Here is a 24,335-nt window from a genome sequence, read left to right on the forward strand (position 1 = left end):
TACTATTCTTCGGTTTATGAGCTCTTTAGGGTCTTACTCGGCAGTTTCGGATTACGAAGTCTGGACTTAATCTCTCTGAAGCTGATGAACTCTTTGTTCTCCTCATCCCAGAGACGGAAGTTGATCGCTTTCAGGCTGCTCGCGATAGTAATGGTTGTCGCTTGGTGCAACGGCGGTGTGGCGTTATGTGCTAATTCCAGATTGTAATTGGGTACCTTCGGGCTTAAATGGTGAACATGGTGAAAGCCAATATTGCCGGTAATCCACTGCAGAATTTTAGGCAACTTGTAATACGAGCTTCCTTCCACAGCAGCCGAGACATAACTCCACTCTTCTTCCTTTTCGAAGAAGGTATCCTCGAACTGATGCTGAACATAGAACAACCAGATTCCGAGACAACCAGATACAAATATAATGGGCACCTGCACGAGCAGGAAGGCCTGCCAGCCAATAGCTAAGATCAGCGAACCATATATTACTACAAGCGAAACATTGATTAAATAAGTATTCATCCGTTCTTTACGTCTTGCACCTTTGATATTAAAGCGGTATTGGATCAGAAAGATGACGATCGGACCCAGTCCAAAGATCACCAACGGATTGCGATAAATCCGGTAATACAGACGTTTCCAGTTGGAAGCCGCTGCATATTCATCCACGGTCATGATCCAGATATCGCCGATCCCTCTTTTGTCGAGATTGCCGCTGCTGGCATGATGAATGGAATGACTGAGCTTCCACTGCCGGTAAGGAACCAAAGCCACAATACCTGTTATGGTACCAATGATATCATTGGCTTTTCGACTTTTGAAGAATGATCCGTGTGTACAATCGTGGCATATAATAAAGGTCCGAATGACAAATCCTGATGTTGCAATAGCGAACACTAGTGTCAGCCAGTATGAAACGGAAAGGCTGAGGTACGAAGCGTACCAGAGAAGCACAAGAGGGCCCAATGTGTTAATGAGCTGTAGTATGCTCTTTTTGCGATCATATTTTTCGTAAGGGGCAACGCTTTTTTTTAGGCTGGAAAGTTGTGATGTCTGTTTATCGGTCAGCATTATCGTTTCCTCCTTGATGCGTCCTGCTTAGGGATACATTTAAAATATAACTCGAAGAAACGGGTACCGTCCATAAAAAGGACGGCGAAACCGTTTCTTTTTGTCTATCTTTATTATAGATAACGAAGTGTCACCTTATACAGTCATAAACATCAAGTAGAGGGTATGACATATGTCATACCCTCTCTCATTAATATATACGAATTTATAAGTGTCTTCGAGAAATCCATATAGTTATTCTCTTTTGAGCTGCTGAGTGTTGGCAATATAGAGTGTAATGACCAGCACAAGTATTGCACCTGCATAAAGTAGTGTATCCATTGGACTTTCGTGATCGATAATAATCAACCTGATAATCGCTGTAATTCCGATATAGATGAAATAACGGAGTGGGAAATGATATTTCGCCTCGAAATACTTAATGATCAACGCTATAAATTCGAAATATAAGAAATAAACCAGCAAGCCCTCCAGTAATTCCAGCTTCGATAAGTCGCCTCCGTCATTAATGAAATGAAAAATATAAATCGTCTCTTTTCCCAGTAAGACTACAAGAATAAGCGCTAATACAATTAAGGCCAGATTAAGTACCCATTGCAGCACGAGTGGAACGTACCTGAACTTATTGTTCATCTTCACAATATCATCTCCCGCGCTCAAGGTAATCCACAGTATAAAGGTGGTTACGTTTACAGTGCAAGCCGCTCGTCAACATTCCATTCACCACTCCGTAAAAGCTGGCTTACTATTGGATTTATTCACTGTCCACAGTTATACTATTTTTATTTCCATTGTCTAATCATAGCCCTAAAGGAGAATAAGACTATGCCCGTTACACGCCCTTTACAAACAGACAGCGATTTCCAGGAAGCCCAGGATCGTAAACTGCCTGTCCGAGTTTTTCAGGATGATCATTTGGTTAATTCGGGAGCCACAATTGTCCGCTTTACCGATACGGATGTTGTTATTCAATCCCGAGTTAGTGATTTAACTTATTATTCTCGCCGGGAATGTCAATTCTATGAGCTTAGACGTTAAAGTTATTATTTCGTGTATAGATTGCGTTTCGTGGAGACACTAAAAGCTGAAGTCAGGCAGTGGCTCCACAATCAATCTATAGCGAGGTGTTTGCATGTTCAAACGATTTGACGAGATTGCGATTGAAATTCCCGAAGTTGAACGGCCAGACCCCAATGCGGCGGCAGCCGTTCAGGAGCTGATGGGCGGTAAATTCGGAGAAATGTCGACGCTGAACAACTACTTATTCCAATCCTTCAATTTCCGCAGCAAAAAAAAGCTAAAACCTTTCTACGATCTTGTTACCAGCATCACCGCTGAGGAGTTGGGTCATGTCGAGCTGGTTGCTCATGCGATTAACAAATGTCTACACGGCTCCACCTCGTATAAAGAACCTGATGAAACTCCGCTTGGACCTTTAAAGGATGTACGCAACACTTATTACGCGTTAGCAGGTGCACAGGCGGCGTTACCGGTCGATTCTATGGGACGCCCTTGGAGCGGCGAATATGTATTCAACAGCGGCAATCTAATATTGGATCTGCTGCACAATTTTTTCTTGGAATGTGGTGCGCGGACGCACAAGATGAAAGTATATGAGATGACAGATCATCCGGCTGCCCGTGAAGTGGTAGGTTATTTGCTTGTCCGCGGCGGAGTACATGTTGTCGCCTATGCCAAGGCTCTGGAGGTAGCGACAGGAGTGGATGTCGGCAAACTGATCCCGATTCCATCTCTAAGTAACAAAGCCTTTAGCGAGACACGTAAATATGAATCCAGAAGCCTCCATACCAAGCTTTATACGAATAGCGACGGAGACTTTACAGCGATTAAGCAGATCTGGAAAGGACTGCATCCTGAAGATGGTCAGCCACTCGAAGTCATCGAAGGATCTCCCAAAGGCTTCCCGATTGCGGAAGCACCTGAGGTTCCCGAAGAATTCGCACCCGGTTTCTCCCAGGAGGACTTTCTGGCGATTGCCGCGAGACTGCAGCAGGCAGCCAATATTCATTAGTCCTTGGAACGGGACAAGCCGGCCCAATTGACCCTAAAGGTCTTTCGGTCCGGCTTGTTTTGTGTCAGCATCATGATCCGTGCTTATTTGGTCTTTCCACTATTTGCTCTCATTTTATCATTTAGGACATCCTGAAAGCTTTGTATCTTCTCATCAGTTCTCTCTTGCTTGGAATTAACCACGGGTTGAGGTCTAAAATATTGAGGATTGTAAGCCATAAGATTATGTACTGTCATATTCATTAGGTTCAACCTCCTTCCAAAATCTCCCCCATAATTCATGCAATTATTGTGCATAAGATGCATGATTCAAAAATTTCTTATATGTTATATACCCCGCTTATTTCTGACTTAAACCTTTTCTTAAAAGAAATAAATAACTCATACTTCGCAGCTTGAAATAGCTAGATGCGCCTTGATGTACCTGGGGAATTCGAGTGATTTTTAATGTCTTCAGAGTGAAATCAGTCTAGAAAAATGGCTAGCATATCTCCAGACATAAAAAAAGAAGGCAGGAAATATCACCTGACCTTCTGTATTCGTTCATACCAGAGATTTAATATGATCTTACATTCTGAAAAACCTGCTCCCAGTTCTTTTTGTTTCTAAATAATGGAGTTGAGATCGGCGATTAGTTTATAAGCTTTGCGATGTTGGACGCACGATCAGTTCGTTAATCGCCACGTTAGCTGGCTGTTGAATCGCAAACAGTACAATCTTTGCAACGTCAATAGGATCAATTGCAGTCCATTCGGTATTGCCCATTTTCTCTAGTGCCGGATAAATCGAGGTGTCGGTGATGGTTCCGCTCAACTCAGTTGCCACTGAGCCAGGGGAGATCAGCGTCGTCCGAATATTTTGCCGCGCCCCCAGTTCAATTCGCATCCCTTCCGTCAGCACCCGTACTGCATGTTTGGTTGCGCTATAAACGGAGCTGGATGGAAAGGTCACGTGCCCTGCAATGGATGAGAAATTAATAATATGACCTTCATTGCGTTCCTCCATATGCTTATATACGGCTGCCATCCCATAGAGAACGCCTTTAATGTTAACGTCTATCATTTTCTCCCACTCTTCAACCTTTAAACTCTTGAAGAACGATAGCGGCATAATCCCGGCATTATTAATGATGATGTCGATTTGACCATAGGTTTGAATAGTTACGTCGGCCAAGGCTTCTACGTCGGCACGTGAGGTGACGTCTGTCACTTTGTAGTTGGCTTCGCCACCGGCCCTAATGATTTCATCCCGCAATTGCTGCAAACGGTCTTCACGGCGAGCAGCCATCATAACTTTAAATCCGCTTTGAGCAAGGAGCTTCGCTGTAGCTGCCCCCATTCCGCTGCTTGCTCCGGTAATAATCACGACTTTTGCACTCATGTAGAATTCCCCTTTGTTCGTTATTAGCCAGCTATTGCTGGCTCTATTCAAGGTTAACAAGTGGAGTATACTGTAAGTCAAATCTCGGCAAAAAACATTGTACAGGTCTGAAAACCCGTGTGAATCTAGTATTTTCCAGCTAAAATAATGATTTTTTGGTGATAAATGGTTCCATATAGGACGAAATACCTTACAGTATACTCTAATCCACGCACCAAAAAAGCACGTCCTGACGGACGCGCTTGGCTTAAGTGAGGAATATTGTAGATGAGCCGATCTAAGGTAGCATTTTCGTAAACCCTTTTTCCTGAAAATCGTATAACGCGAGCTTATAATTGATGGTCTCCAAATATTTTAACGTTTCCGCGACATTCTTCTCCACTTTTCCCTTATGATCTAGCATCATTTGTTTACGTTTCCGGAGCGTGCTCTCGCCTTCCTTGTACAAATCTACATATTGCTTGATCTCGGAAAGCGGCATGCCTGTCATCCGCAGGGATAAAATAAAATTTAGCCATTCCAGACTCTCTTCGTCGTACAACCGATTGCCACTCGGATCTCGCTTCACGCCCAGCAGTATTCCCTCCCTCTCATAATAACGAAGCGTATAGGGCGAAATACCGGTTTCCTCCGAAAATCCCTTAATCGTGGACATCACTTTCACCTCCTAGCTTAGAGTAAACTATAACTTCTGTTAGCGATGATCCTAGATTAATGACGGGTGCATGAACTTCTTGAGTTAGAGTGTACTCTATTAACTAAGTTGAATTCAAGCTGATTGTGGATATTTCAAAATTTAGCATAACCATCTCTATTACCTCAAAAGAATCCTACATTGGCAACTATGAATGGATTGACATCCAAAAAATGCCCTTATACATTGTTCTGTCTTCTCAGCATCGCTTTGCGGACCATTCTGATCTATGACTTCTATTTCAGTGCTGCCCATGAGGTTTGATTCAGATGCTCCAGTTCATCCTTGCTAAGCTGAAAAGTCATTGCCCCAATATTCTCCTCTGCATGCCGCACTTTTGATGCTCCTGGTATTGCGACAACTGTGTTTCCGTGGTAATGGATTAACCAATTTAGGGCAATCTGGCCTGCGGTAACCTCATATTTATCACCCAGCGTCACTAACGAATCAATTAATGGTCTACTGCGGACCATACTCTTCTCGTTCAAACCCGATTGCATCCGCCGCATACGGGAGATATTGCTAATCTGCGCAGGATCTTTATGAAACCGTCCTGTTAGTATCCCTTGTTGCAGTGGGGAATAGGCGATTATAGAAATGCCCAGTTCTTTGGCTGCATCCATGATCCCGTTCCGATCAATTGAACGGTCCAGCAAATTATATTTCACTTGATTAGAGACCAACGTCAAGTCATATTCTTTTAACAACTTATGTGCTCGCACCATTTGCTTAGCGGAATAATTGCTAACTCCTACGTACCTGATCTTTCCCGCCTTGACTAAACCTGCCATAGCTTTCATTTCACTTGCGATTGACGATAAGGAAAAGGGCTGATGAATTTGATACAAATCTATGGTCCGGCCACCAAGACAACGAAGCCGTTCCTCAATCGTAGATGTGATAGACTTAGCTGTGCGCATTAACGGCCACCATTTAGTAGCGATAAAAGGCGTAGAGTGGGCACTTCCCTCTTGTTTCAATTGATCGAGAACATGAGCCAACGCTTCTTCTGATTTGCCGCCTCCATAGATCTCTGCCGTATCAACCCAGTTCATACCGCCTTCCAGACTTACCCGCACGATATTCAGGATATCTCCTTCTTCAAGATTGCTCCAATACCGCCCGACCAAACCACTCCCTCTACTGAATTGCCAGCAGCCTAAACCTAGTGGAGAAACAGACAACGAAGATTGTCCTAACGGACGCAAACTTACAGCTGTTGAACTCGGCTCCATCATTCATCCTTCTTTCTGAAATATGTAGCATATGAGGAAATCTCGCCAGTTTTAGCGCTAACGAAGGCTTCTTATGTATGGTTAATTATACCATCAATCTTAATCCAAACTCATTCTTCAAGATTAACTTCTTATGTATTTTCGTTCGAGTCGATCTCCTCTTGTTCGAAAGCTTTTGTCTATTTGTGCCATTTTCTCTTCAATTATTTCCTGGATAATATTGTTTAAATAAAGACTTCTCCTTGATGCAAATATAAAATATATAAAAAAAATAATTAAAATAATAATGGGGATCATGGCAATTTTCATGAATTTATCATTTTTTTCCCAAAGCTTTAATTTTGATTTTTCTGTTGATTCCGTGATCATTTGTTTAAGTGTTTGTTTAGTAGTATCATCTATTTCTTTTATTTGTTCGATATCCGCTATTTTCATAGTTTGAAGGCTATCTATTGTAGAAGATTTAATTGCACTTTCATTTTGTTTTATATTTGTAATTATCCCTAGTAATAAAGTAGAAACAATACAAACCACCGCCAAGAAAACGGTTAATATTTTATTCCATTCGCTTAATGCTCTGGCATTAGCCTTTAATGTTCTAAGTTCAGAAATACTACGTTCACTTAACTTTCTTTTAAGTTCTCCTAATTCCATGATCGTTTTTACTTTAAGTCCTATCGCAAATTCATTTTTAAACATATAAAAATCCCCTTTTATCCCATTTTTTCTCTTTCAATTATAACAGCCTCTATTAGATTCGAGATTAAGGAATAAATTTCCTTTAGAGTGAGGTATAATCTATATTAGTAAATAGTGAGGTTAGGAGGATTCATGAAAAAAAGATTACATAGTCAGATGTATTCTGAAAATGATTTTGTTGTCCATACCGGTCTTGCTTCAAAAAGCAGTTTCTGTCGCTATGGTGCATCTGTTACTTTTTCTGATGAACCAGATTTTCTATATTACTATTCGATTTGTAACGACGGGAAAATAATACAGGATGGGTATACAGGGTTATCTTCAAAACATATTGAATAACTAAAAACACTGCCTTATCTTAATCTCATTGTAAATAAGTTCATCATATATTTTCCTTCTTTATGATATTATTGTAATCAAAATATTGGAAATACAATGATAATGGAGGGACATCATGTTCAAATTTTTTATTGGCTTTGTTCTATTAAGCAGGTTAGTAGGCAATCCGTTTCTGGCCTTAATCATCCTACTCGTTATCTTGTATATTCTGGATCGCCGATATGTAGGCATCTTCCCCAGTGTTATGAAGCCATTTCGCAGAGGGCGTCAAATTTCCAAGCTCCGGACAACAATCTCGCTCAATCCTAATGACGTCTCTTCCAAATTCGAACTCGCCAAGCATTTGACTGAGCGCAAGAAATATAAGGAAGCGAATGAATTACTTCTACAGATCAAAGACCGATATGAACAATCCGCTGAATTTTGGGTAGAACTCGGCTATGTGAATCTAAAGCTGGGTCACTTGGATGAAGGTGAATCACAGATCAAACGGGGGCTAGAGATTAATCGAAAAGCCCAATATGGTCAACCCTATCTGCGGCTGGCCGAGACCTTCCGCCACACGGACCATGACAAAGCATTGAACTATGTAACACAATTTCAGGAGATACAAAGCTCGTCAAGTGAAGCCTATTATCTAGCGGGTTCCATGTACAAAGCGTTAGGGAGAAATGAGGATGCAAAACGCGCTTTTGCGGAATCCACAGCTATCTATCGCTCGCTACCCAAATACAAGAAACGGCAGGAACGCGGCTGGGCGTTGCGCAGTTTTTTTGCTAAGCTTCGTTAGCTTTAGAAGATTACATATAACGTGAAAGAACCTCTGACGATCACATTTGCTACGTGATCGTCAGAGGTTCTTTTGAAGTCCGGTTCATCCGAGACAAGTCTATATTTAGCGGGGGGAGGCGGGGGGATTTACTACCACCTCATGATCTTACATATGCAAATCATGCTTTGGAGCTTCTCCGCTTTCTTTGACTCGGAAAGGCCACCAGTTGGCCCGACCGAACATCCGTACCATAACTGGAACGAAGAACGGCAGAAATACCAGGGCATATAAGGCCAAGCCGACAAGAACTACTGTAGCAATCTGCATCATCGACAGCACTCCTGAAGGATACATTGAGGCAAATGTGCCACCCAGTATAACTACTGCCGACAGAATAACGGTGCCCATATTACGCATGGCATGCAGAATGGCTTCACGAACATCCCATGTCTTATTCTCATTAAACCGGGCCATCAGGAAGATGCTGTAATCCACACCGAGTGCTACCAGCATTACGAAGCTGAAGAACGGTGTCGTCCAGGTAATTCCGTCATAACCAAGCAGCTTAACGAATATCGCTTCTGTCACTCCTAACGCAGTAAAGTAAGTGATCACCAGCGATAGAATAAGATAGAGCGGCATGACGATGGACCGAAGCAGCAGAACCAGAATAATGAAGATGCCGCTCAGCATCAAGATAACGGTCCGCGAATAGTCTTCATTAGAGATTTTCTGCAAATCGCTGTAGGTACTAGTGACCCCACTAATAGCGGTCTCTGCATTCTCCAGCTTCGTACCTTTAACCGCGCGGTCAACCGCGGACTGAATAGCGCCCATACTATCAATCGCTTCTGTGCTGTAAGGATTATTGGAGAATACAACATCCAAAGTCATAACCTTGCGGTCTGTAGACAGGTAATTGTCGAATACCTGCTGAATATCTGCCGATTCAAGCGCCTCTGCGGGCACGAAGAATCCGCTCAACTCATCATCCTTAGCCGCCTTAATCTGATTAAGGTAATCTTGCGCTGAGCTCAAACCACCAGTGATTTGCTTCAAGCCCTCCGAACTATCGCTTAGACCTTTCGTCAACTCTCCAAGTTGACCCGTCAATTGCCCAAATCCATCCACAAGCTGCTGTTGTCCTCCTTGCAGTTGCGTAAGCCCACTACTGATCGAGGGAATCTTATCGACAATCTGACCTTGACCTGCTGCTGCCTGATTCAGACCTGTTTGCAACTGCCCAATGCCTGCTACCAGTTTCTGTAGCCCTTGTGCAAGTGCAGTTTGCCCCGCAGAAGCCTTGGCGTAACCAGCGTTAGCTTCATTCAAGCCCGCAGCCGCACCCTTCAGCTGTTCCGAAATTTGCCCCAGGCCTGTGGCGAGCTGTGTAGCCCCTTTACCACTCTGCGTCACTGTACCTTTAATCGTCTGATAATCTGTATCCTGCAGCAGTTCAGGATGGCTGCTCTCCAGACCTGTAAAGGAAGTATCCAAGCCACTCAAAGCTGTTGCCACACCCTGCAGTTGCCCTTGCAGCTGTCCTAATCCACTATCCAGCGCAGTTAAGCCACCGCCGATCTTTTTATACCCTGCCAACAGTGCTGTGTTAGCATCTGCAAGCTGTTTAGCGCTTGACGCCGCTTGCTGAAGACCCGCTTTGAGCTCTCCTGCACCGGCGGAACCACTCTTAATGCCACTCTCTATCCGGGATAATCCGTCACCCAAGGCGACGATGCCTGCTTTGAGGTCAGCAGTACCTTCCGCCAGCTTAGCGCTGCCAGATACAGCTTCATTAAGCTTCGGCGCATTATCACTAAGCTGCTTGCTTGCATCTGATAATCCTGTTTGAATCTTAGTCAGACCCTCATTAGTCTGATCTAGACCGTCGGAAAGAGTTCCTACCTGAGTAGGTATGAGAAAGTCATTGATTTGTACTCCTGTCGGACGCGACATGCTGCGCACCGACTTAACGCCGTCCACCTTTTCCAGCTCGCGGCTGATCTTCTCAGACAACCCTATATATTCCGAGGTATCCATGCGATCATCATTCTTAATCACAATCTTACCAGGCATCGATTCACCTGGACCAAAGCTATCCGATATGATATTGAAGCCTTTAACCGAAGCATAATCAGAACCAATCTCATCCAAGCTGTTAAAGGACAGCTTCCCATCATAAGCGACGAGGAATGGTACAACTATCACTGCTACGATCAGCAATGCCGCCCACGGTCTTTTTAAAGAAAATGAGCCTGCCGCGCCCCAAATACGGCTTTCACTATGCTCCAGCTTGCCTCGTGACGGCCAGAACATTTTTTTACCCAGTACAGCCATGAAGAAAGGAACAAGTGTAACGAGAGCTAGTAGCATCACCGCAATCCCTACTGCGACTGCCACTGCTGAACGATACAAGACGAATTTCGAGAGCCCAATTGCCAAAAAGCCCACGAATACGGCCAACCCGGAATAAAAGACCGTTCCACCTGCTTTCCGGTAAGTAGCCACAATCGCACTGTGGGTATCTTCCGATGTGGCAAGCTCCTCTTTGAATCGGCTAATCAGCAGGATACAATAATCCGTCCCGATTCCGAACATTACGGCGACCATAAAAATTTGTGTGAACGTCGATAATGGGAAATCAAATCGGTCCACCAGAAAACCTACAACGGATTGAGCTACAATAAAACTCAGACCCACAGTCAGCAATGGAACAAATGGAGCCACCATCGAGCGGAACACTACAAATAGGATAAGTAAAATAAAGACCACTGTAATGTATTCTGATTTCTTAAGACCCGCTTCCGAACTGGCAATGGTATCCTCAGTAATCAGCCCTTCACTAGTTAAGTAATGATCTGCATCGACATCAGCGAGCAACTCATCCACCTTAGCGGGAAGCTCTTGAACAACCTCTTCTCCACCTTTTATAGAAAGTGCCACCATAATGGTTTTGCCATCTTTGGCAATCAGCGTATCCTTAAGCTCACTTTGAGAGAAAGGATCTGTAATGGCATCAATATTTAGAGCTTCTTTATTCTTGCTCAGCTTCTCGACACCCTGCTTGATACTTGCCGTTTCTTCTGCCCCAATTCCTTGCGGCATGTTAAATACAAGCGCAACTTGATGCAGCGTTTCTCCATTCTTGGAGTCAGAGACCTCTTGCAAAATCTCAATCGCTCTAGCGGAACTATATCCGTCTGGAACTGAGATATCACCCTTCTCACGCACAAGATCTGACATTGACGGTGCTGTCATAAATAATACAACCGCCATTGCAAGCCAGACCACGATCACTGCCCATCTTGCTTTTAATATCGTTTTCAATTGCTTTTCCCTCCCGATTCCTGCATTAAACGGCCTAGCTTCTCAAACATCATGATGAAATTCTCAATATCTTTTTTCTCAAAATCAAACAAGTACGGAGATATGACCTCCTGTATCTGCTTCTCTGCTTCTTCATATACGCTTCTTCCGTTCTCTGTCATCGACAGATATACCTGGCGCCGATCATTCTCGTCACGAGTTCGCTCGACCATTCCCGCCTCAACCAGCCGGTTAATGATAGCAGTAATCGAACTCTTACCCACCGCAAAAGATTCTGCCAGATACGTAGATGTACATAGTTCTTGGCCGTTAATTAAGCGAAGAATGAGATACTGGTCGTTAGTTATGTCTGCAGCTATACTATCTCTTATCTGCGCATTGATGCGCCTCGTTACCACTAGGTAAACATCCATATAGCGGTTAATCCAGTGACTTGCATCTTCATTCAAAACTATAACCTCCTGCCGATAGTTCACGTGTAGAATAGTTTCATTGTAAAACTATATTATTTCCACGTTGAAAAGTCAACCTATGTACAATGATGCCGGCGATCTTAATTCCGCCGATCCCGAAAGAAAACCTCACGTAATTCTTCTGAGACTATAAATACTCCTAAACAACAAAAAAATGACTCCGTGTTCAGAGTCATTTTGCATTCACCTCAATTTACAGTTCGAGTACAAGACAGCCAAGACGTCTCATTGATAAAAATTACGAATCCAACGATGCGCCTTCAGTTTGGCGAGCTGGTCTTGGGAAAGACCAAGACCGTCTCCGACCTTCATGTTGCGTTCCACATTGGTAATGGAGCGCATGCCTGGAATGACCGTTGAAACTGCGGGATGACTAAGTACATAACGCAGTGCGGTTTCCGCCATTTCATCTACAGAAATATGTAAGTCAGCAGCAATTTTCTGCACGCGGTCATAAACTTCCTGCTTACGATCATTCTTGAAATAACCGTTGCGGAAATCTTCTTTAGCAAAGACAGTCTCCGTTGTAATTCGACCCGTTAATCCACCTTCATCAAGCGCAACCCGAACGATAACTCCGACATTATGTTTTTCACAGGCTGGCAGCAATTCATCTTCCGGACTTTGATCAAAAATGTTATAGATCACCTGTACCGTATCCACTAGACCGGTCTCAATCAGTTTGACCGCATTTGCAGGCTGATGGTCATTGATAGAGACGCCGAAGAAACGGATTTTCCCTTGTTCCTTCAGCTTACGTACGCCTTCCAGCCAATCGCCTTTACCTACCCATTCATCTGACCAGACATGGAATTGCTGAACATCAATCGTGTCGAGGCCCAGATTGCGCAAGCTTTTTTCAGTGCTGGAAATTACGTGTTCCGCTGTAAATGTCTCCTCAGAAGGTACACCAGCACGAGCGGGCCACTGCCCATTTTTCGGCGGAATTTTGGAAGCTACGTAGATGTTCCCTGTATGTTCCCGAACAACTTGCCCAACTAACTTCTCGCTATGTCCATCCCCGTAACCAAGCGCAGTATCAATAAAATTCAAGCCCAACTCAATGGAACGGTTAAGCGCGTTAAGCGATTCCTGATCATCTGCTCCGATCCATGCTGTTTTGCCGATTCCCCATGCTCCATACCCGATTTCGGATATTTTCATTCCTGTTTTGCCTAGCGTTCTGTAGTTCATATTTTCCCCTCGCCTTCACAATTTAATGTCCTCAATCTATTCTCAAGTATTATTCTTCATCTTCTGATTCTTCTACTTCATAGACGCAACGGAACATTTCAATTCCAGCGGCGTTCTCGCCAAGGCTGTATACCATGAAGCCATGACTGCGGAAGAAATCTGCTGAAACCTCATCTTCTGTTTCCGCTAGCAAGTATCGCGGCTGGCGCACAGTCAGTAGCTCCAGAATCATACCACGTGCATAACCCTTGCCACGATTCTCCGGTAGCACGGCAATATGCCGGATTACCAAGGAACCATCCTCAGTCTCTTCGAAACCTACAAGCCCAAGCAGCAGCTTCTCCTCTTCCCAGCCGCATAATTGCAGCGCTGTTTGTTCGCTATATTCAGCCGAGGTATGCAGGAGTGTTTCGGGTTCATCAATAAGGGCATAAGTCATCAGTTCGTTTACCTCAGGGGTGCCTAAAAGGTGCTTCAGATCAATCAGCATCGATTGTTACTCCTCTACTTCTTATTGTGTGTATCTAAGGTAACATCTAAACAGGCTATAACCTATCCAGACACCTATTAAATTCAATAATAAATCATCGATATCAAAGCTTCCGACATGCAGGAGCATTTGCAAGCATTCCAGTGCTAATATAAGTGAAGCCGATGAGAATGTGAGCCGAATCCAAGAATTCGAACCTTTAGCCAAACGTGGAAACAACCATCCAAAGGGAATGAACACAACCACATTTCCGAGCAGATTAACCAGCCGAATGGCAGGCGACAACCCGTTTCCTAGATCAAAATAGAGCAGTACGGTCCGCAGCGGTACCAGATTGATTTGAAGCGGGCCACCTGTATGAGGCTCCCGTCCGAAACCGATGAACATCCAATAGATAACAATAGCACTATACAGAGCCAGCACAAACCCTGTCAACCGTCGCTCGTGCTTAGTTCTGTTCTCCTCTTGTTCCAATTTGGAAGCCTTCACGTTATCTCTCCATAATCAAATTTCCCGTTTAGCCTCAATGGTTTCTATACTTCCATCGTTCTTCCCTATTATTGCGATGTCCGCAATACCGATGAATAGGCCATGTTCCACTACTCCTGGAATGCTCTGCAGATCCAGCGCCAGCTTCGGAGCTGATTCTATAGCTTCAAAGTGGCTATCCGCTATGTAATTACCGTTATCTGTCTTGTACAGTTCTTCTCCATTTCGCCGCAGCTCCGGCTTGCAGCCCAGCTTGGCAATCTCCGCAACCGTCCATTCCCAGGCAAAAGGAACAATTTCTACCGGAAGCGGGAATTTCCCCAACGTACCTACCGCCTTGCTCTCATCAGCAACTACAATCATACGAGAACTGTTGCTGGCCACAATCTTCTCGCGAAGCAATGCGCCGCCGCCACCTTTGATTAGCTGCAGCTCTTTGTCCAGCTCATCCGCTCCATCAATAGTCAAATCCAGATGATCAATGTCCCCAAAGGCAACAAGCGGAATGCCCAATTCACGAGCCTGCTCCTCTGAAGCACGCGAGGTAGCTACCGCCGTAATCTTAAGCCCTTCACGAACGCGTTCCCCAAGCTTGCGAATAGCCCAGTATGCGGTTGATCCGGTTCCCAGTCCAACCTTCATCCCATCCAGTACATACTCCACTGCTTTTTCAGCGGCTAATTGCTTCACATTGACGTTCATTTTAATACCTCCACATTTTCCGTTATAATGATCTATATTAAATCTATAATACAACTTAAGCCAGCAGGAGGATTCAATCATGAGAACCGAAAACCAGATTCAATCCAAAATCAACGAATTAACGCTCCAGCGCAGATCACTGGAATCACGACTGACTCCTTTAGTCGAAGAGAGTCCTCAGCGTGAGCACCTGAAAGACCAGCTTGAACGTCTTGAGGATATGATTACGATGCTGGAATGGGTACTTAACGCGCCCATAGGCAAATATCACGCTTGAGTTTGTTCTATTTAACCTTGTTTCAGAATTTTACCATAGCAGAGACTGTCAGGATCTCCTACATAAGGTCCAAATAGCTCAATCGGCCGGTAGCCGTGCTTAACATAAAGTCCAATGGCTTCCGGTTGCTTAATTCCAGTCTCCAGTCTGATCTCCCCGTAGCCAGCTACTATAGCCTTCTCTTCCAGGAATAGCAGCATTCTAGTGGCAATCCCCCATTTGCGGCAGCCCGCGTCCACATAAAACCGCTTCAGCTCCATTGAAGGAGTGTTCAAACTCATATAGTCCAATGGCCGTAAACCACCACAAGCTACCGCTGTTCCATTCAGATAAGCTACCACAAAGGTCATTTCCTTTACCTTCGGATCGTCAAAATCAACCACATATATGGTCTCATGCGGATACCGCGCAAGCAATTCTTCATCCAGACGGGCAATAAGCTCCCGCAAGTTTCGATTATCCGGCTCAACAACTACAAACTCAACTTCCTTCACTGGTAACACTCTCCAATTTCATTAACATTTCCAGCTCTAACGGGTCAGCAGCCTTGTCCAAAAAGGCCTCATGCGTAACCTGAACACTTTGCCGGTTGAATTGCTGAAGACTGTTCAACATCCAGTTCTGCGCGTCAGCCAATATCATTTCACCTTTACCTGCTTCAACCCTGCATAGGGTCAGCGTTAATCCCGCTCTCGAATCACCCAGAGATCCATTCACGCGCTCTGCAATGCTTAACTGGAACAATGGAACGATGTTGAATGCATCGGCAATATCGGACAGAGATTGAGGGTATACAGAATACTTCATTGATGCACTATAAGACTGAGGTTGAGCTGGATTCCGCTTGGATATTAGTTGGCTATTCTCATAAGCCAGCTTACCGGCAACAATCAACAGCAGGAGTACCACAGCCATTATCGCATAGATCATCCGGTCCCTCTCCATCCACTTGAAGTATTTATACCGATTTTATATTATCACGGGAATCATACAGACGGGAATGACAGATTTCAGAAACAGCTACCGATCTTTAAACCCAAATCTTGATTTACGGTGTAAGCGTCACTAATTCTATAAAGTTATTTTGAAATATTCAAAATAACAGTTGAAACTTCGTTAGGCATGTCTCATAATGTACATATGAACGCTGCTTGTCAATCCATAAGGAAATCAAGGGAGGATAAACTGAAATGAAATTTTTCTTGGATACCGGAAATATTGAAGAAATCAAACGTATAACCCGCCTAGGACTAGTGGATGGCGTAACGACGAACCCGTCGCTGATCGCTAAAGAAGGCAGACTCTTCAAGGATGTAATTAAAGAAATCGTGGCCATCGTACCCGGTCCGGTCAGCGCTGAGGTTATTGGACTTAAAGCCGAAGATATGCTTAAGGAAGCATACGAAATTGCTACATGGGCATCGAATGTTGTAATTAAACTGCCGATGACAGAAGACGGTCTGGAAGCTTGTTATGAACTCACTAAAAAAGGCATCAAGACTAACGTCACTCTTGTATTCTCCGCTGCGCAAGGCCTTATGGCTGCGAAAGCAGGCGCAACCTATATCAGCCCATTCGTCGGTCGCCTGGATGATATTGGCGTAGACGGCATGAAGCTGATTAAAGATCTCAAGACGATTCTAACCAACTATGATCTAAAATCGGAAATCATCGCTGCCAGTATCCGCAACATTGCTCATGTTGAGCAAGCAGCGCTTGCCGGTGCACATATTGCTACCATTCCGGGCTCGCTTTTACCTTCATTGTGGAAGCACCCGCTGACAGACAGCGGTATTGAACGCTTCTTGAAGGATTGGGAAAAAGTCCCGCAAGTATAAACTACAATAATTTAATGTACTAACTTTATAAATTGGCCGTTCAGGGAACTAATCCTTGAATGGCCTTTTTTGTTTTCTCTCCTCTTCCAGCGTTGACAGATTTACTTGTCGTGAATATAATTGTCATAACATCTATATTTGAAAGGATGCTTGTCCATGCCCAATTTCGCTCCTCAACAATTTCTTGGTTTCATCCTGGGCTCCGCCTACAGGGGGATCTCCAATCAATTCGCCAAGGCGCTTAGACCCTATGATATTACTCCAGAGCAATGGTCTGTCTTATTCATGATCTCAAGACATGAGGGTATTAACCAAAAAGAGGTTGCCGCAGCAGTAGTCAAAGACCAGCCCACGACTGCCCGAATCGTTGAGCTGCTGCAAAAAAAAGGGTTAATTACGAAATCCACCAGCCCCAGCGACCGCCGGGCTTTCCTCTTATATGCTACTGAAGAAGGTAAAGCCTTAATTGAACTGACTCTTCCCTTGGAGCAAGAGAATATTTCAGCCGCCGTTGCCGGATTGCAGCCTAAACAGCTGACCGAATTGCGTGAAATGCTGGACATTATTTATCACAATACCGGAAATATGCATCAGGAATAGGAGAACTACAACTTGAATACACCAACGGATCATTTATGGACAAAATCATTTGTTATGCTGACCTTATGCAACCTTCTGCTCTTCATCGGCCTACAGATGACGCTGTCTACCTTGCCAGCCTATGCCGAAGGATCATTACACGCTACATCTCTACAGATCAGCCTCGTAACCAGTCTGTTCGCACTTAGCGCCATTGCCTCACGTTTGTTCTCGGCCAAGGCCATGGAGAAAGGTGGCCGCAACCTACTGATTTACCTTGGACTCGCTATTTCGTTCACTGCTGTAGTCGGGTATCACTGGGCTGACAGTATCCTAGCTTTACTGCTGCTGCGCATGCTCTTTGGGATCGGTTTTGGTATGGCCAGTACCGCCTTCCCAACCATGGCCTCGGATGTCATACCCATTCGTAGAATGGGTGAAGGGATGGGCTACTTTGGACTATCGACCAGCCTTGCCATGTCAGCCGGACCGCTAATTGGACTCAGCCTACTGCAAGGTCCCGGATTTGGTTCATTGATCCTCTGTACTGCGGCTGTAATCGCGCTTATTGTACCCCTTGGGTACCGTCTAACCTCAAGCTTGCCCGCCCGTCATATAGAACCTCCGATGGTTCCAGTTGAAACTGGACCTAAGACTGGAGCTTTCCGCAAGCTGTGGCTCCCTTGTCTATTGAACTTTCTACTTTCCGTTTCTTATGGCGGACTTCTGGGCTTTCTGGCCTTATACGGATCTGAAGCACATTTGGCGCATGTTGCCTACTTCTTTCTGTTCAACGCTATGGCAGTCGTGATTGTGCGCCCGTTTTCGGGCAAAATATTCGACCGCTACGGCCCCGCAGCCCTGCTCATTCCCGGCAGCTTCTTCATTATCGCTGGTTTAGTACTACTGTCCTTCGCTTCTTCAACAGCTGCTCTATTCCCGGCTGCTATCTGTTATGGCATCGGCTTCGGTTCCATGCAGCCTTCCCTGCAAACCTGGATGATTCAAGCCGTAGAACCCCGCCAGCGGGGAATGGCCAATGGTATGTTTCTGAACTCGCTCGACCTCGGTGTAGCAACGGGCTCCATGCTGCTAGGCTCCATCGCCATGTATACCAGCTACGCTGTCATGTACCGTTTTTCCGCGTTAGCCCCCGCAATCCTGCTAATCGTCTACATCACTATTCTAGCCTTGCAGCGCCGTGGTAGACAAAAAACCGCCTTCGCTAAGATACGAAAGACGGTCTGATCTTCAACTATTATGGCAAGAACATCAGCTTTGCGCTGATTCGGCAATCATGGATTGCTTACTGGCGGAAGTTAAAAAGCGGTTCGGCTCACCCAGGCAATAAATATGCAGCAAATGCATAGCCCGAGTGCAGGCGGTATAGAACAGCTTACGTTCGCTTTCCCGGTTATATCGTTCTGCTGATCCATCGTAGATAATAACCGCATCGAACTCTACACCTTTGGCTAAATAAGCGGGAAGGACAAGTGTCCCCTTCTGAAAGTTAGGAGTTTCCTTTGTTACTAGCCTTACAGGTATTCGGCTTAGCAGCTCCTCATGCACTTCTGCGCTTTCCTGCGCAGTTTTGCAGATGACGGCTACATAGTGATACCCTTGGGAGTGCAGCTCCTGAATATCTTTTTCAACAGAAGCAAGCAGCTCCGATTTACTGTCTACAACACTCAGTAGCGGTTCTTCTCCACGACGGTTAAAAGGTACGATCTTCTCCCCTCCGGGGATCATGGAGCGTGTAAACTCCACAATTTCATAGGTTGAACGATAACTGCGAGTTAGCGAGATGACCTCTGTGTTCTCCTCACCATACACGCTGACCAAGCTAGCTAAATCTCCTAATACCTCCCCTTGGGCATAAATGGCCTGATTAAGATCACCTAGTACGGTCATTTTTGCACGCGGGAACAGCCGACGCATGAATTCCAGCTGAAAAGGAGAATAATCCTGCACTTCATCGACAATGACATGTCTGATCAATGTATTGGTGCGAAAGCCTTGGCTTAGTTCCTTCAAATAAAGGAAGGGCGTCGCATCTTCATAACAGAGCTCTCCTTCTGCTATAGCGTCCAACGTTTGACTACAAATACCGTCCCAGACTGCCGGTAGAGAATTGCCAGCGTTTAAGGTCTCCATAAGCTCACGATCGGTAAAAAGAGTGCTGTAAAGCCCCTTAACGTCGACGAAACGCCCCCGTTTAATCCATACACGCAACGGTTTCAGTCGTTGGCTAACCAAGTGGCGGGCCAGCAAGTCTTTTTCCGTCTCATAATCATCGAAGCCTTCTTCTTTACCACGCTGCTTACGCCGCATCAAGTTATACGCACGTTGGTACTCGCTGGAATCCAGCAATTCGATCTGATTCTCTACCCATTCTGAATTACGTTCCTCCACACTAAAGTCGGCAATTTTCTTGAGCAGCCAGCCTGTCATCAGCTCAATCCGGTTCGCCAGCTTGATCGTGGGATCGTAAGAGTAAAATTTCCGTTCCATCTCCTCTTTGCCAACGATTGCTCTTCCCAGAAACATAAGCGGCTTGAATAACATGCCCTCATGCTCCAACAGATTCACATAACGGCGGATAACGTCTAGAAAGGCTACAGATGACTTGTAAGCAATACCCTTGCGGCGAATGGCAGCCTCAGGACCATCCGGAGCATTCAGCAGACTTTCGGTCTGGTTAAAGACATCCTCCAGTTGAAATTCCTGTCCAAGACGTACCTCCAGATACATTTGGAACGTTGTCTGCTGCATATTCTCTTCACCCAGCTCTGGCAGAACTGTGGAAACATAGCTATTGAACAAAGGATTGGGTGAGAATAACAGCATCTGATCAGCCTGCAGCACTTCACGATATTTGTACAACAGGTAGGCTACACGCTGTAAGGCTGCGGAAGTCTTGCCACTGCCAGCGGCACCCTGAACGACCAGCATTCGGCTTTTATCATTGCGGATAATAGCATTTTGTTCCTTTTGAATAGTAGCTACAATACTTTTCATCCGGTCGTCCGCACTATGGCTCAACACCTGTTGCAGCAATTCATCACCAATAGTAACCCCTGTATCGAACATGACTTCAATCTTGCCGTCGTCAATAACAAATTGCCGTTTAAGATTCATTGTGCCAGATACCGGACCACTCGGAGTATCATAAGCCGTTGGCCCAGGTGCTCCGTCATAATAAAGGCTTGAAATAGGTGCCCGCCAGTCATAGATTAAAAAGGTGCCGTTATCCTTCATCAATGAGCCAATCCCGAGATAAATTTGCTCCTGCTCTCCATCCGATCCTTCCGAGAAATCAATTCGCCCGAAGTATGGGGATACGACCAGCTTCTTATATTTTTTCAGAGCTTTACTGGATTGCAGATGATGACGCTCTCGTTCATTCAGGATTTGCGACTGCTGCCGCAGACTTGTCGATGTCTCCCCTAGATCATCTGGGCTGCTAAAGTTTACCGTAACCTCTTCCCAGAAGTCTTTTCGCATATCGACAACATCCATGCGGTGAAGGCCAAGTTCCTCTGATAAACCCCGAATATGGGAGGTCAATAGCTTCGTTATACCCGTTACTCGCTCCTGCTCAGCTTTCCATTCGCCATCATTATTCTCCACTACAATTCATCCCCTTCGGAAGGTTGACATTCCAATTATTTCGTGATATAATTAAATTGAGTATTTATGTTCAATATTAACCACTCATTTGATATCTTTTTATTTTACCAATTTTACAGCATAATTTCAAGCTTTCTAACTATTTATATTTTATCTACGCATCTATTCTATAGATTATGGATCCGGTCCTTCAGGGAACGGATCTTTTTTATTTAAATATAAGGAATTAACAATTTCAAAATTCCCCTTATCCTTATATTTTCTCCGGAACGTTGTGTGTTTCCTTATCCTCAGTCAACAATCGGTTCATTTGCTCAGCCACCTTATCCAGACGTTCCAGCTGATATCCATAGTCATAGACTGCAGCAGCTACAATAGATAGCCGTAATTGGCCCGATTTCTCAGCATTGTAGCCATGGATTGCCGCCTCCAAGAAATGATCATTGTCATCTCCCAATAGCACCGTATCGGCTGAATTAGGCTTCAACTTGTCTTCGAATTTGAGCAGGATATGCTCATGGTATTTAATTAATTGCTCCAAATGGCGATCAAACAGCTGATCTGTAGCCTCCGAACGCTCGGCTTGAAAATAATGGCGATCTATAGCCTCAAGCACATCAAAACCCTTCTGCAAGGAGAACAACAAATTCTTATATACCACCATTTGTCTCGTATGGCTGTACTTGGCCCGTCTAAGCTGCTTCTGTTCCTCTTCGAACAAACTGTACTTGTCCGCTAACGATTTAATGGCGCCCTCCAGTCCGTTCTTCTCATCGCGGAAGACACTTTCCTTCATCTCATGCGAAACTGCCGTACGCAGCAACAAGGAGAGACTGGCAAAAACAATCTCAATTTGCTGGATATATTGTTTACGGGGTTTCGGAGGCAGCACAATAATATTAATTAGAAATGCAGAAACGATACCGGTAAGTGTAAGTAAAAACCTAGTCATAGCAAACTGCCATTGACCCGATGCTTCCATCACAGAGATTACAGTGACCAGTGTAAGGCCAATGGTATCTGCCCGGTTCATCTTCATACTAATCATTATAACCAAAATACAGATCATTCCGATTGCAATCGGTTCATTCGACAAGAGCATTCCTCCAAGTAAAGCCAGAATCGCTCCCATCGTACTGGTCTCAATCTGTTCCAGGAAATATTTCCAAGATCGATAAATGGAGGGCTGCATGGCAAAAATAGCTGCGATTGCCGCGCCTACAGGTGAAGAGAATTGCAGCAGCGCGGACAAATATAGGGCAAGGGTTACTGCCATTCCCGTTTTAAATATGCGAGCTCCAAAAGCCAACTCCATCACTCCTTTACAGACATTATTACCCAAGCAGCAAGCTGGCGAATTTTTAAGTTAGCTTAAGCTAGGGTTCAGGATTATTTCAGCTTTCTGGGAATACTGAATACAGTATTCCCATTACAACACAGACGAGGTGAACAAATGAGTAACCGTATCAAAAGAATTACAGTTATTGCAGTAGCTGTTCTGTTCAGCATAACGCCTGCTATGGCTTTTGCAAATCCTGTAGGAACTGAGCGCGCACCTTCCACGGCGCCAGATTCCATTCATTCCGAGAATGCTCATAGAGCACATCCAGGCAAAGAGGGTGGCTTCCGAGCCGGAGGCCATTTCATCATTATTGAAACCGCGAGGTTGCTGGAAATGGATCGCACCGAGCTTGTAAACAAGCTGAAAGCAGGGAAAACACTATCCGGGCTTGCTTTAGAGAAGAAAGGCTGGTCTGAAGAGCAATATATTCAGAAGCTTAGCGAGGCTGCCAGCCTTAAGCTGGATAAAGCCATCACTGAAGGGCGTTTAACTGCAGACGAAGCCACGAAGCTTAAGGCAGCTCTTCCTGCGATTCTGAAACTACGAATAAATAAGGTTGAGCATTTTCATGAAGGTAAACCTGCAGATCAGCAGGCCAAAAACCCTAAATAAACCTTATACAGTATCAAGCGGATACCTTCAGCATTTTCAGGGGAGGTATCCGCTTTTCTTTTACATCCCTCATATATCACTTTATGCAGAAGGTACAGGCTTATTTCCTATTTGCCGCTGTGAGTTCCGGTAGGCTTCAAATATTGTAATACACAACATCAGCCAGGCGCCACTTGCGGCATAGCCACCGATTACATCACTTGGATAGTGTACCCCTAAATAAATACGGCTCCAGCCAATTCCTCCAGTGATGAGCACAGCTATCAGAATCAGCAAGATCCGGGCAAACTTCCGATGTAAATGGCGCCACACTAGATAAGCAATTGCACCATAAAGGGAAAAAGCAGCCATCGAATGTCCACTAGGGAAACTATATCCGACTTCTTCAATAATTCGATGCAGATTCGGTCGCTCTCTATGAAACCACAGCTTCATCATTGTGTTTAACAGCTGTGAGCCTAATCCCACACACAGAAATAAAGCTAGCTCCAGCCGATGCTTCAGCAGAAAGAAGAGCAGTAGCATTGCCAGCAGCGATATCCCAATCGCCTGTCTGGATGAACCGACCAAGGACAAGCTCTTGGCCAGTGAAGTAAATGCAGGAGACTCAGCGGATTGGACAACATTAATTATGTATTCATCAAAAAAGGCCACCTTGTTCAGCATGACCAGCGCCGCTATCACGGCGAATCCCGCCGTAAAGCCTAAAAAAAGTACAAAACCTCTAGACCAGTAACGAAAATAAAGCATAACTTCCTCCTTGTCTAACTCTATGGCTGCTGATCCCATTTCCTGAGAAGGACTTTCCCGTGTTATAATTACACAGTGATATCAATTTATAAAAGATGGAGTGCTGCCAAAGTGGAAAGTCTAAAATTGCAGGAACGTTTGTTGAACCAGTTCATCTCAACAAAGGTACCCGTGACGATTTTTACAACTAATGGGGTCAAAATGCAGGGTCTAGTTACCTCTTATGACGCTTTTACCATTACGTTAATTGGTCAAGGTGACGGCAGACAAAATGTGCTCTTCAAATCGGCGGTATCCACTATTGTACCGTTAAAGCCAGTCTCGCTCAAATAAGCTGTCCCTAATGCTATCTCTCTCAACCTAGAATACCTTCACTAGCCCATCAACCCAAAGGGAACACCGGAATAAGAACCCGGTGTTC

The 24,335-nt window shown here is 44.7% G+C and carries 28 protein-coding genes; 10 read left to right on the forward strand and 18 right to left on the reverse strand.

The annotated features are described in order from the left end of the window. Positions 1-14 precede the first annotated feature (14 nt). Both desA and psiE read right to left on the reverse strand, forming a co-directional pair. Complete coding sequence (gene desA / locus GJB61_RS05250) at positions 15-1,061, reverse strand: Delta(5) desaturase DesA (RefSeq protein ID WP_154117431.1); 1,047 nt, start codon at positions 1,059-1,061, stop codon at positions 15-17. Positions 1,062-1,295: 234 nt separating this feature from the next. Then, positions 1,296-1,700, reverse strand: a complete 405-nt coding sequence (gene psiE / locus GJB61_RS05255; protein ID WP_420819730.1) for a phosphate-starvation-inducible protein PsiE — start codon at positions 1,698-1,700, stop codon at positions 1,296-1,298. 186 nt (positions 1,701-1,886) lie between these two features. Between psiE and GJB61_RS05260 the strand changes: the two genes are divergently transcribed. After that, entirely contained in the window at positions 1,887-2,099 is a 213-nt protein-coding gene (locus tag GJB61_RS05260) for a hypothetical protein (RefSeq protein ID WP_154117432.1), read from the forward strand. A gap of 94 nt (positions 2,100-2,193) precedes the next feature. Further along, on the forward strand, positions 2,194-3,093 hold the full coding sequence (locus GJB61_RS05265) for a manganese catalase family protein (RefSeq protein ID WP_154117433.1): 900 nt from the start codon (positions 2,194-2,196) through the stop codon (positions 3,091-3,093). A gap of 83 nt (positions 3,094-3,176) precedes the next feature. On the opposite strand, the gene GJB61_RS31105 is transcribed toward GJB61_RS05265, so the two are convergent. The 5 genes from GJB61_RS31105 to GJB61_RS05285 form a co-directional block, all read right to left on the reverse strand. Further along, positions 3,177-3,335, reverse strand: coding sequence for a hypothetical protein (locus GJB61_RS31105; RefSeq protein ID WP_195724291.1), 159 nt, complete (start codon positions 3,333-3,335; stop codon positions 3,177-3,179). A 393-nt stretch (positions 3,336-3,728) separates the two neighbouring features. Continuing rightward, positions 3,729-4,472: an SDR family oxidoreductase gene (locus tag GJB61_RS05270; RefSeq protein WP_154117434.1), complete on the reverse strand. Its 744-nt coding sequence runs from the start codon at positions 4,470-4,472 to the stop codon at positions 3,729-3,731. Positions 4,473-4,749: 277 nt separating this feature from the next. Next, positions 4,750-5,127, reverse strand: coding sequence for a MerR family transcriptional regulator (locus GJB61_RS05275; RefSeq protein ID WP_154117435.1), 378 nt, complete (start codon positions 5,125-5,127; stop codon positions 4,750-4,752). Positions 5,128-5,402: 275 nt separating this feature from the next. Next, positions 5,403-6,404 (reverse strand): aldo/keto reductase, encoded by a 1,002-nt coding sequence (locus GJB61_RS05280; protein ID WP_229521490.1) that lies wholly within the window; start codon positions 6,402-6,404, stop codon positions 5,403-5,405. Positions 6,405-6,524: 120 nt separating this feature from the next. Then, positions 6,525-7,100 carry a hypothetical protein gene (locus tag GJB61_RS05285; protein WP_154117436.1) on the reverse strand — a complete coding sequence of 192 codons (576 nt, stop codon included), beginning with the start codon at positions 7,098-7,100 and terminating at the stop codon, positions 6,525-6,527. Between the two features lie 132 nt (positions 7,101-7,232). Between GJB61_RS05285 and GJB61_RS05290 the strand changes: the two genes are divergently transcribed. Further along, the gene (locus tag GJB61_RS05290) at positions 7,233-7,439 is read left to right on the forward strand and encodes a hypothetical protein (protein ID WP_154117437.1); all 207 of its coding nucleotides are present in this window, start codon (positions 7,233-7,235) and stop codon (positions 7,437-7,439) included. Positions 7,440-7,554: 115 nt separating this feature from the next. Next, the gene (locus GJB61_RS05295) at positions 7,555-8,229 is read left to right on the forward strand and encodes a tetratricopeptide repeat protein (protein ID WP_154117438.1); all 675 of its coding nucleotides are present in this window, start codon (positions 7,555-7,557) and stop codon (positions 8,227-8,229) included. 147 nt (positions 8,230-8,376) lie between these two features. On the opposite strand, the gene GJB61_RS05300 is transcribed toward GJB61_RS05295, so the two are convergent. The 6 genes from GJB61_RS05300 to rpiA all read right to left on the reverse strand — a co-directional run bounded on the left by GJB61_RS05300 (position 8,377) and on the right by rpiA (position 14,886). Beyond that, positions 8,377-11,538, reverse strand: coding sequence for an MMPL family transporter (locus GJB61_RS05300; protein ID WP_154117439.1), 3,162 nt, complete (start codon positions 11,536-11,538; stop codon positions 8,377-8,379). Continuing rightward, entirely contained in the window at positions 11,535-11,987 is a 453-nt protein-coding gene (locus GJB61_RS05305) for a MarR family winged helix-turn-helix transcriptional regulator (RefSeq protein ID WP_154117440.1), read from the reverse strand. The genes GJB61_RS05300 and GJB61_RS05305 overlap by 4 nt, the downstream gene beginning before the upstream one ends. Positions 11,988-12,236: 249 nt before the next feature. Further along, positions 12,237-13,205, reverse strand: a complete 969-nt coding sequence (locus GJB61_RS05310) for an aldo/keto reductase (RefSeq protein WP_154117441.1) — start codon at positions 13,203-13,205, stop codon at positions 12,237-12,239. Positions 13,206-13,254: 49 nt separating this feature from the next. After that, positions 13,255-13,695: a GNAT family N-acetyltransferase gene (locus GJB61_RS05315; protein WP_154117442.1), complete on the reverse strand. Its 441-nt coding sequence runs from the start codon at positions 13,693-13,695 to the stop codon at positions 13,255-13,257. Between the two features lie 21 nt (positions 13,696-13,716). Further along, positions 13,717-14,184: a VanZ family protein gene (locus GJB61_RS05320; RefSeq protein WP_154117443.1), complete on the reverse strand. Its 468-nt coding sequence runs from the start codon at positions 14,182-14,184 to the stop codon at positions 13,717-13,719. 15 nt (positions 14,185-14,199) lie between these two features. After that, positions 14,200-14,886, reverse strand: coding sequence for a ribose-5-phosphate isomerase RpiA (gene rpiA, locus GJB61_RS05325; protein ID WP_154117444.1), 687 nt, complete (start codon positions 14,884-14,886; stop codon positions 14,200-14,202). Between the two features lie 79 nt (positions 14,887-14,965). On the opposite strand from rpiA, the gene GJB61_RS05330 reads away from it, so the two are divergent. Then, positions 14,966-15,163: a hypothetical protein gene (locus tag GJB61_RS05330; RefSeq protein WP_154117445.1), complete on the forward strand. Its 198-nt coding sequence runs from the start codon at positions 14,966-14,968 to the stop codon at positions 15,161-15,163. Between the two features lie 11 nt (positions 15,164-15,174). On the opposite strand, the gene GJB61_RS05335 is transcribed toward GJB61_RS05330, so the two are convergent. Both GJB61_RS05335 and GJB61_RS05340 read right to left on the reverse strand, forming a co-directional pair. Then, positions 15,175-15,657 carry a GNAT family N-acetyltransferase gene (locus GJB61_RS05335; RefSeq protein ID WP_338115677.1) on the reverse strand — a complete coding sequence of 161 codons (483 nt, stop codon included), beginning with the start codon at positions 15,655-15,657 and terminating at the stop codon, positions 15,175-15,177. Continuing rightward, positions 15,644-16,093 (reverse strand): hypothetical protein, encoded by a 450-nt coding sequence (locus GJB61_RS05340; protein WP_154117446.1) that lies wholly within the window; start codon positions 16,091-16,093, stop codon positions 15,644-15,646. The genes GJB61_RS05335 and GJB61_RS05340 overlap by 14 nt, the downstream gene beginning before the upstream one ends. Before the next feature lie 260 nt (positions 16,094-16,353). Between GJB61_RS05340 and fsa the strand changes: the two genes are divergently transcribed. The 3 genes from fsa (at position 16,354) to GJB61_RS05355 (ending at position 18,828) form a co-directional block, all read left to right on the forward strand. Next, complete coding sequence (fsa, locus tag GJB61_RS05345; RefSeq protein WP_154117447.1) at positions 16,354-17,001, forward strand: fructose-6-phosphate aldolase; 648 nt, start codon at positions 16,354-16,356, stop codon at positions 16,999-17,001. 156 nt (positions 17,002-17,157) lie between these two features. After that, on the forward strand, positions 17,158-17,601 hold the full coding sequence (locus GJB61_RS05350; protein ID WP_154117448.1) for a MarR family winged helix-turn-helix transcriptional regulator: 444 nt from the start codon (positions 17,158-17,160) through the stop codon (positions 17,599-17,601). A 54-nt stretch (positions 17,602-17,655) separates the two neighbouring features. Then, entirely contained in the window at positions 17,656-18,828 is a 1,173-nt protein-coding gene (locus tag GJB61_RS05355; RefSeq protein ID WP_154118129.1) for an MFS transporter, read from the forward strand. Between the two features lie 24 nt (positions 18,829-18,852). On the opposite strand, the gene helD is transcribed toward GJB61_RS05355, so the two are convergent. Further along, positions 18,853-21,210 (reverse strand): RNA polymerase recycling motor HelD, encoded by a 2,358-nt coding sequence (gene helD / locus GJB61_RS05360; protein ID WP_338115678.1) that lies wholly within the window; start codon positions 21,208-21,210, stop codon positions 18,853-18,855. A 253-nt stretch (positions 21,211-21,463) separates the two neighbouring features. Beyond that, the gene (locus tag GJB61_RS05365; protein WP_154117449.1) at positions 21,464-22,519 is read right to left on the reverse strand and encodes an FUSC family protein; all 1,056 of its coding nucleotides are present in this window, start codon (positions 22,517-22,519) and stop codon (positions 21,464-21,466) included. A gap of 144 nt (positions 22,520-22,663) precedes the next feature. Here GJB61_RS05365 and GJB61_RS05370 point away from each other — a divergent pair, with 144 nt between their 5' ends. After that, positions 22,664-23,164 (forward strand): hypothetical protein, encoded by a 501-nt coding sequence (locus GJB61_RS05370; protein ID WP_154117450.1) that lies wholly within the window; start codon positions 22,664-22,666, stop codon positions 23,162-23,164. An 81-nt stretch (positions 23,165-23,245) separates the two neighbouring features. On the opposite strand, the gene GJB61_RS05375 is transcribed toward GJB61_RS05370, so the two are convergent. Beyond that, positions 23,246-23,914: a phosphatase PAP2 family protein gene (locus GJB61_RS05375; RefSeq protein WP_154117451.1), complete on the reverse strand. Its 669-nt coding sequence runs from the start codon at positions 23,912-23,914 to the stop codon at positions 23,246-23,248. 111 nt (positions 23,915-24,025) lie between these two features. On the opposite strand from GJB61_RS05375, the gene hfq reads away from it, so the two are divergent. Then, positions 24,026-24,247 carry an RNA chaperone Hfq gene (hfq, locus tag GJB61_RS05380; protein WP_239711642.1) on the forward strand — a complete coding sequence of 74 codons (222 nt, stop codon included), beginning with the start codon at positions 24,026-24,028 and terminating at the stop codon, positions 24,245-24,247. Positions 24,248-24,335: the final 88 nt, after the last annotated feature.

Origin of the sequence: Paenibacillus monticola, from assembly GCF_009664975.1 — a bacterium.
Lineage (GTDB): Bacteria > Bacillota > Bacilli > Paenibacillales > Paenibacillaceae > Paenibacillus_AQ > Paenibacillus_AQ monticola.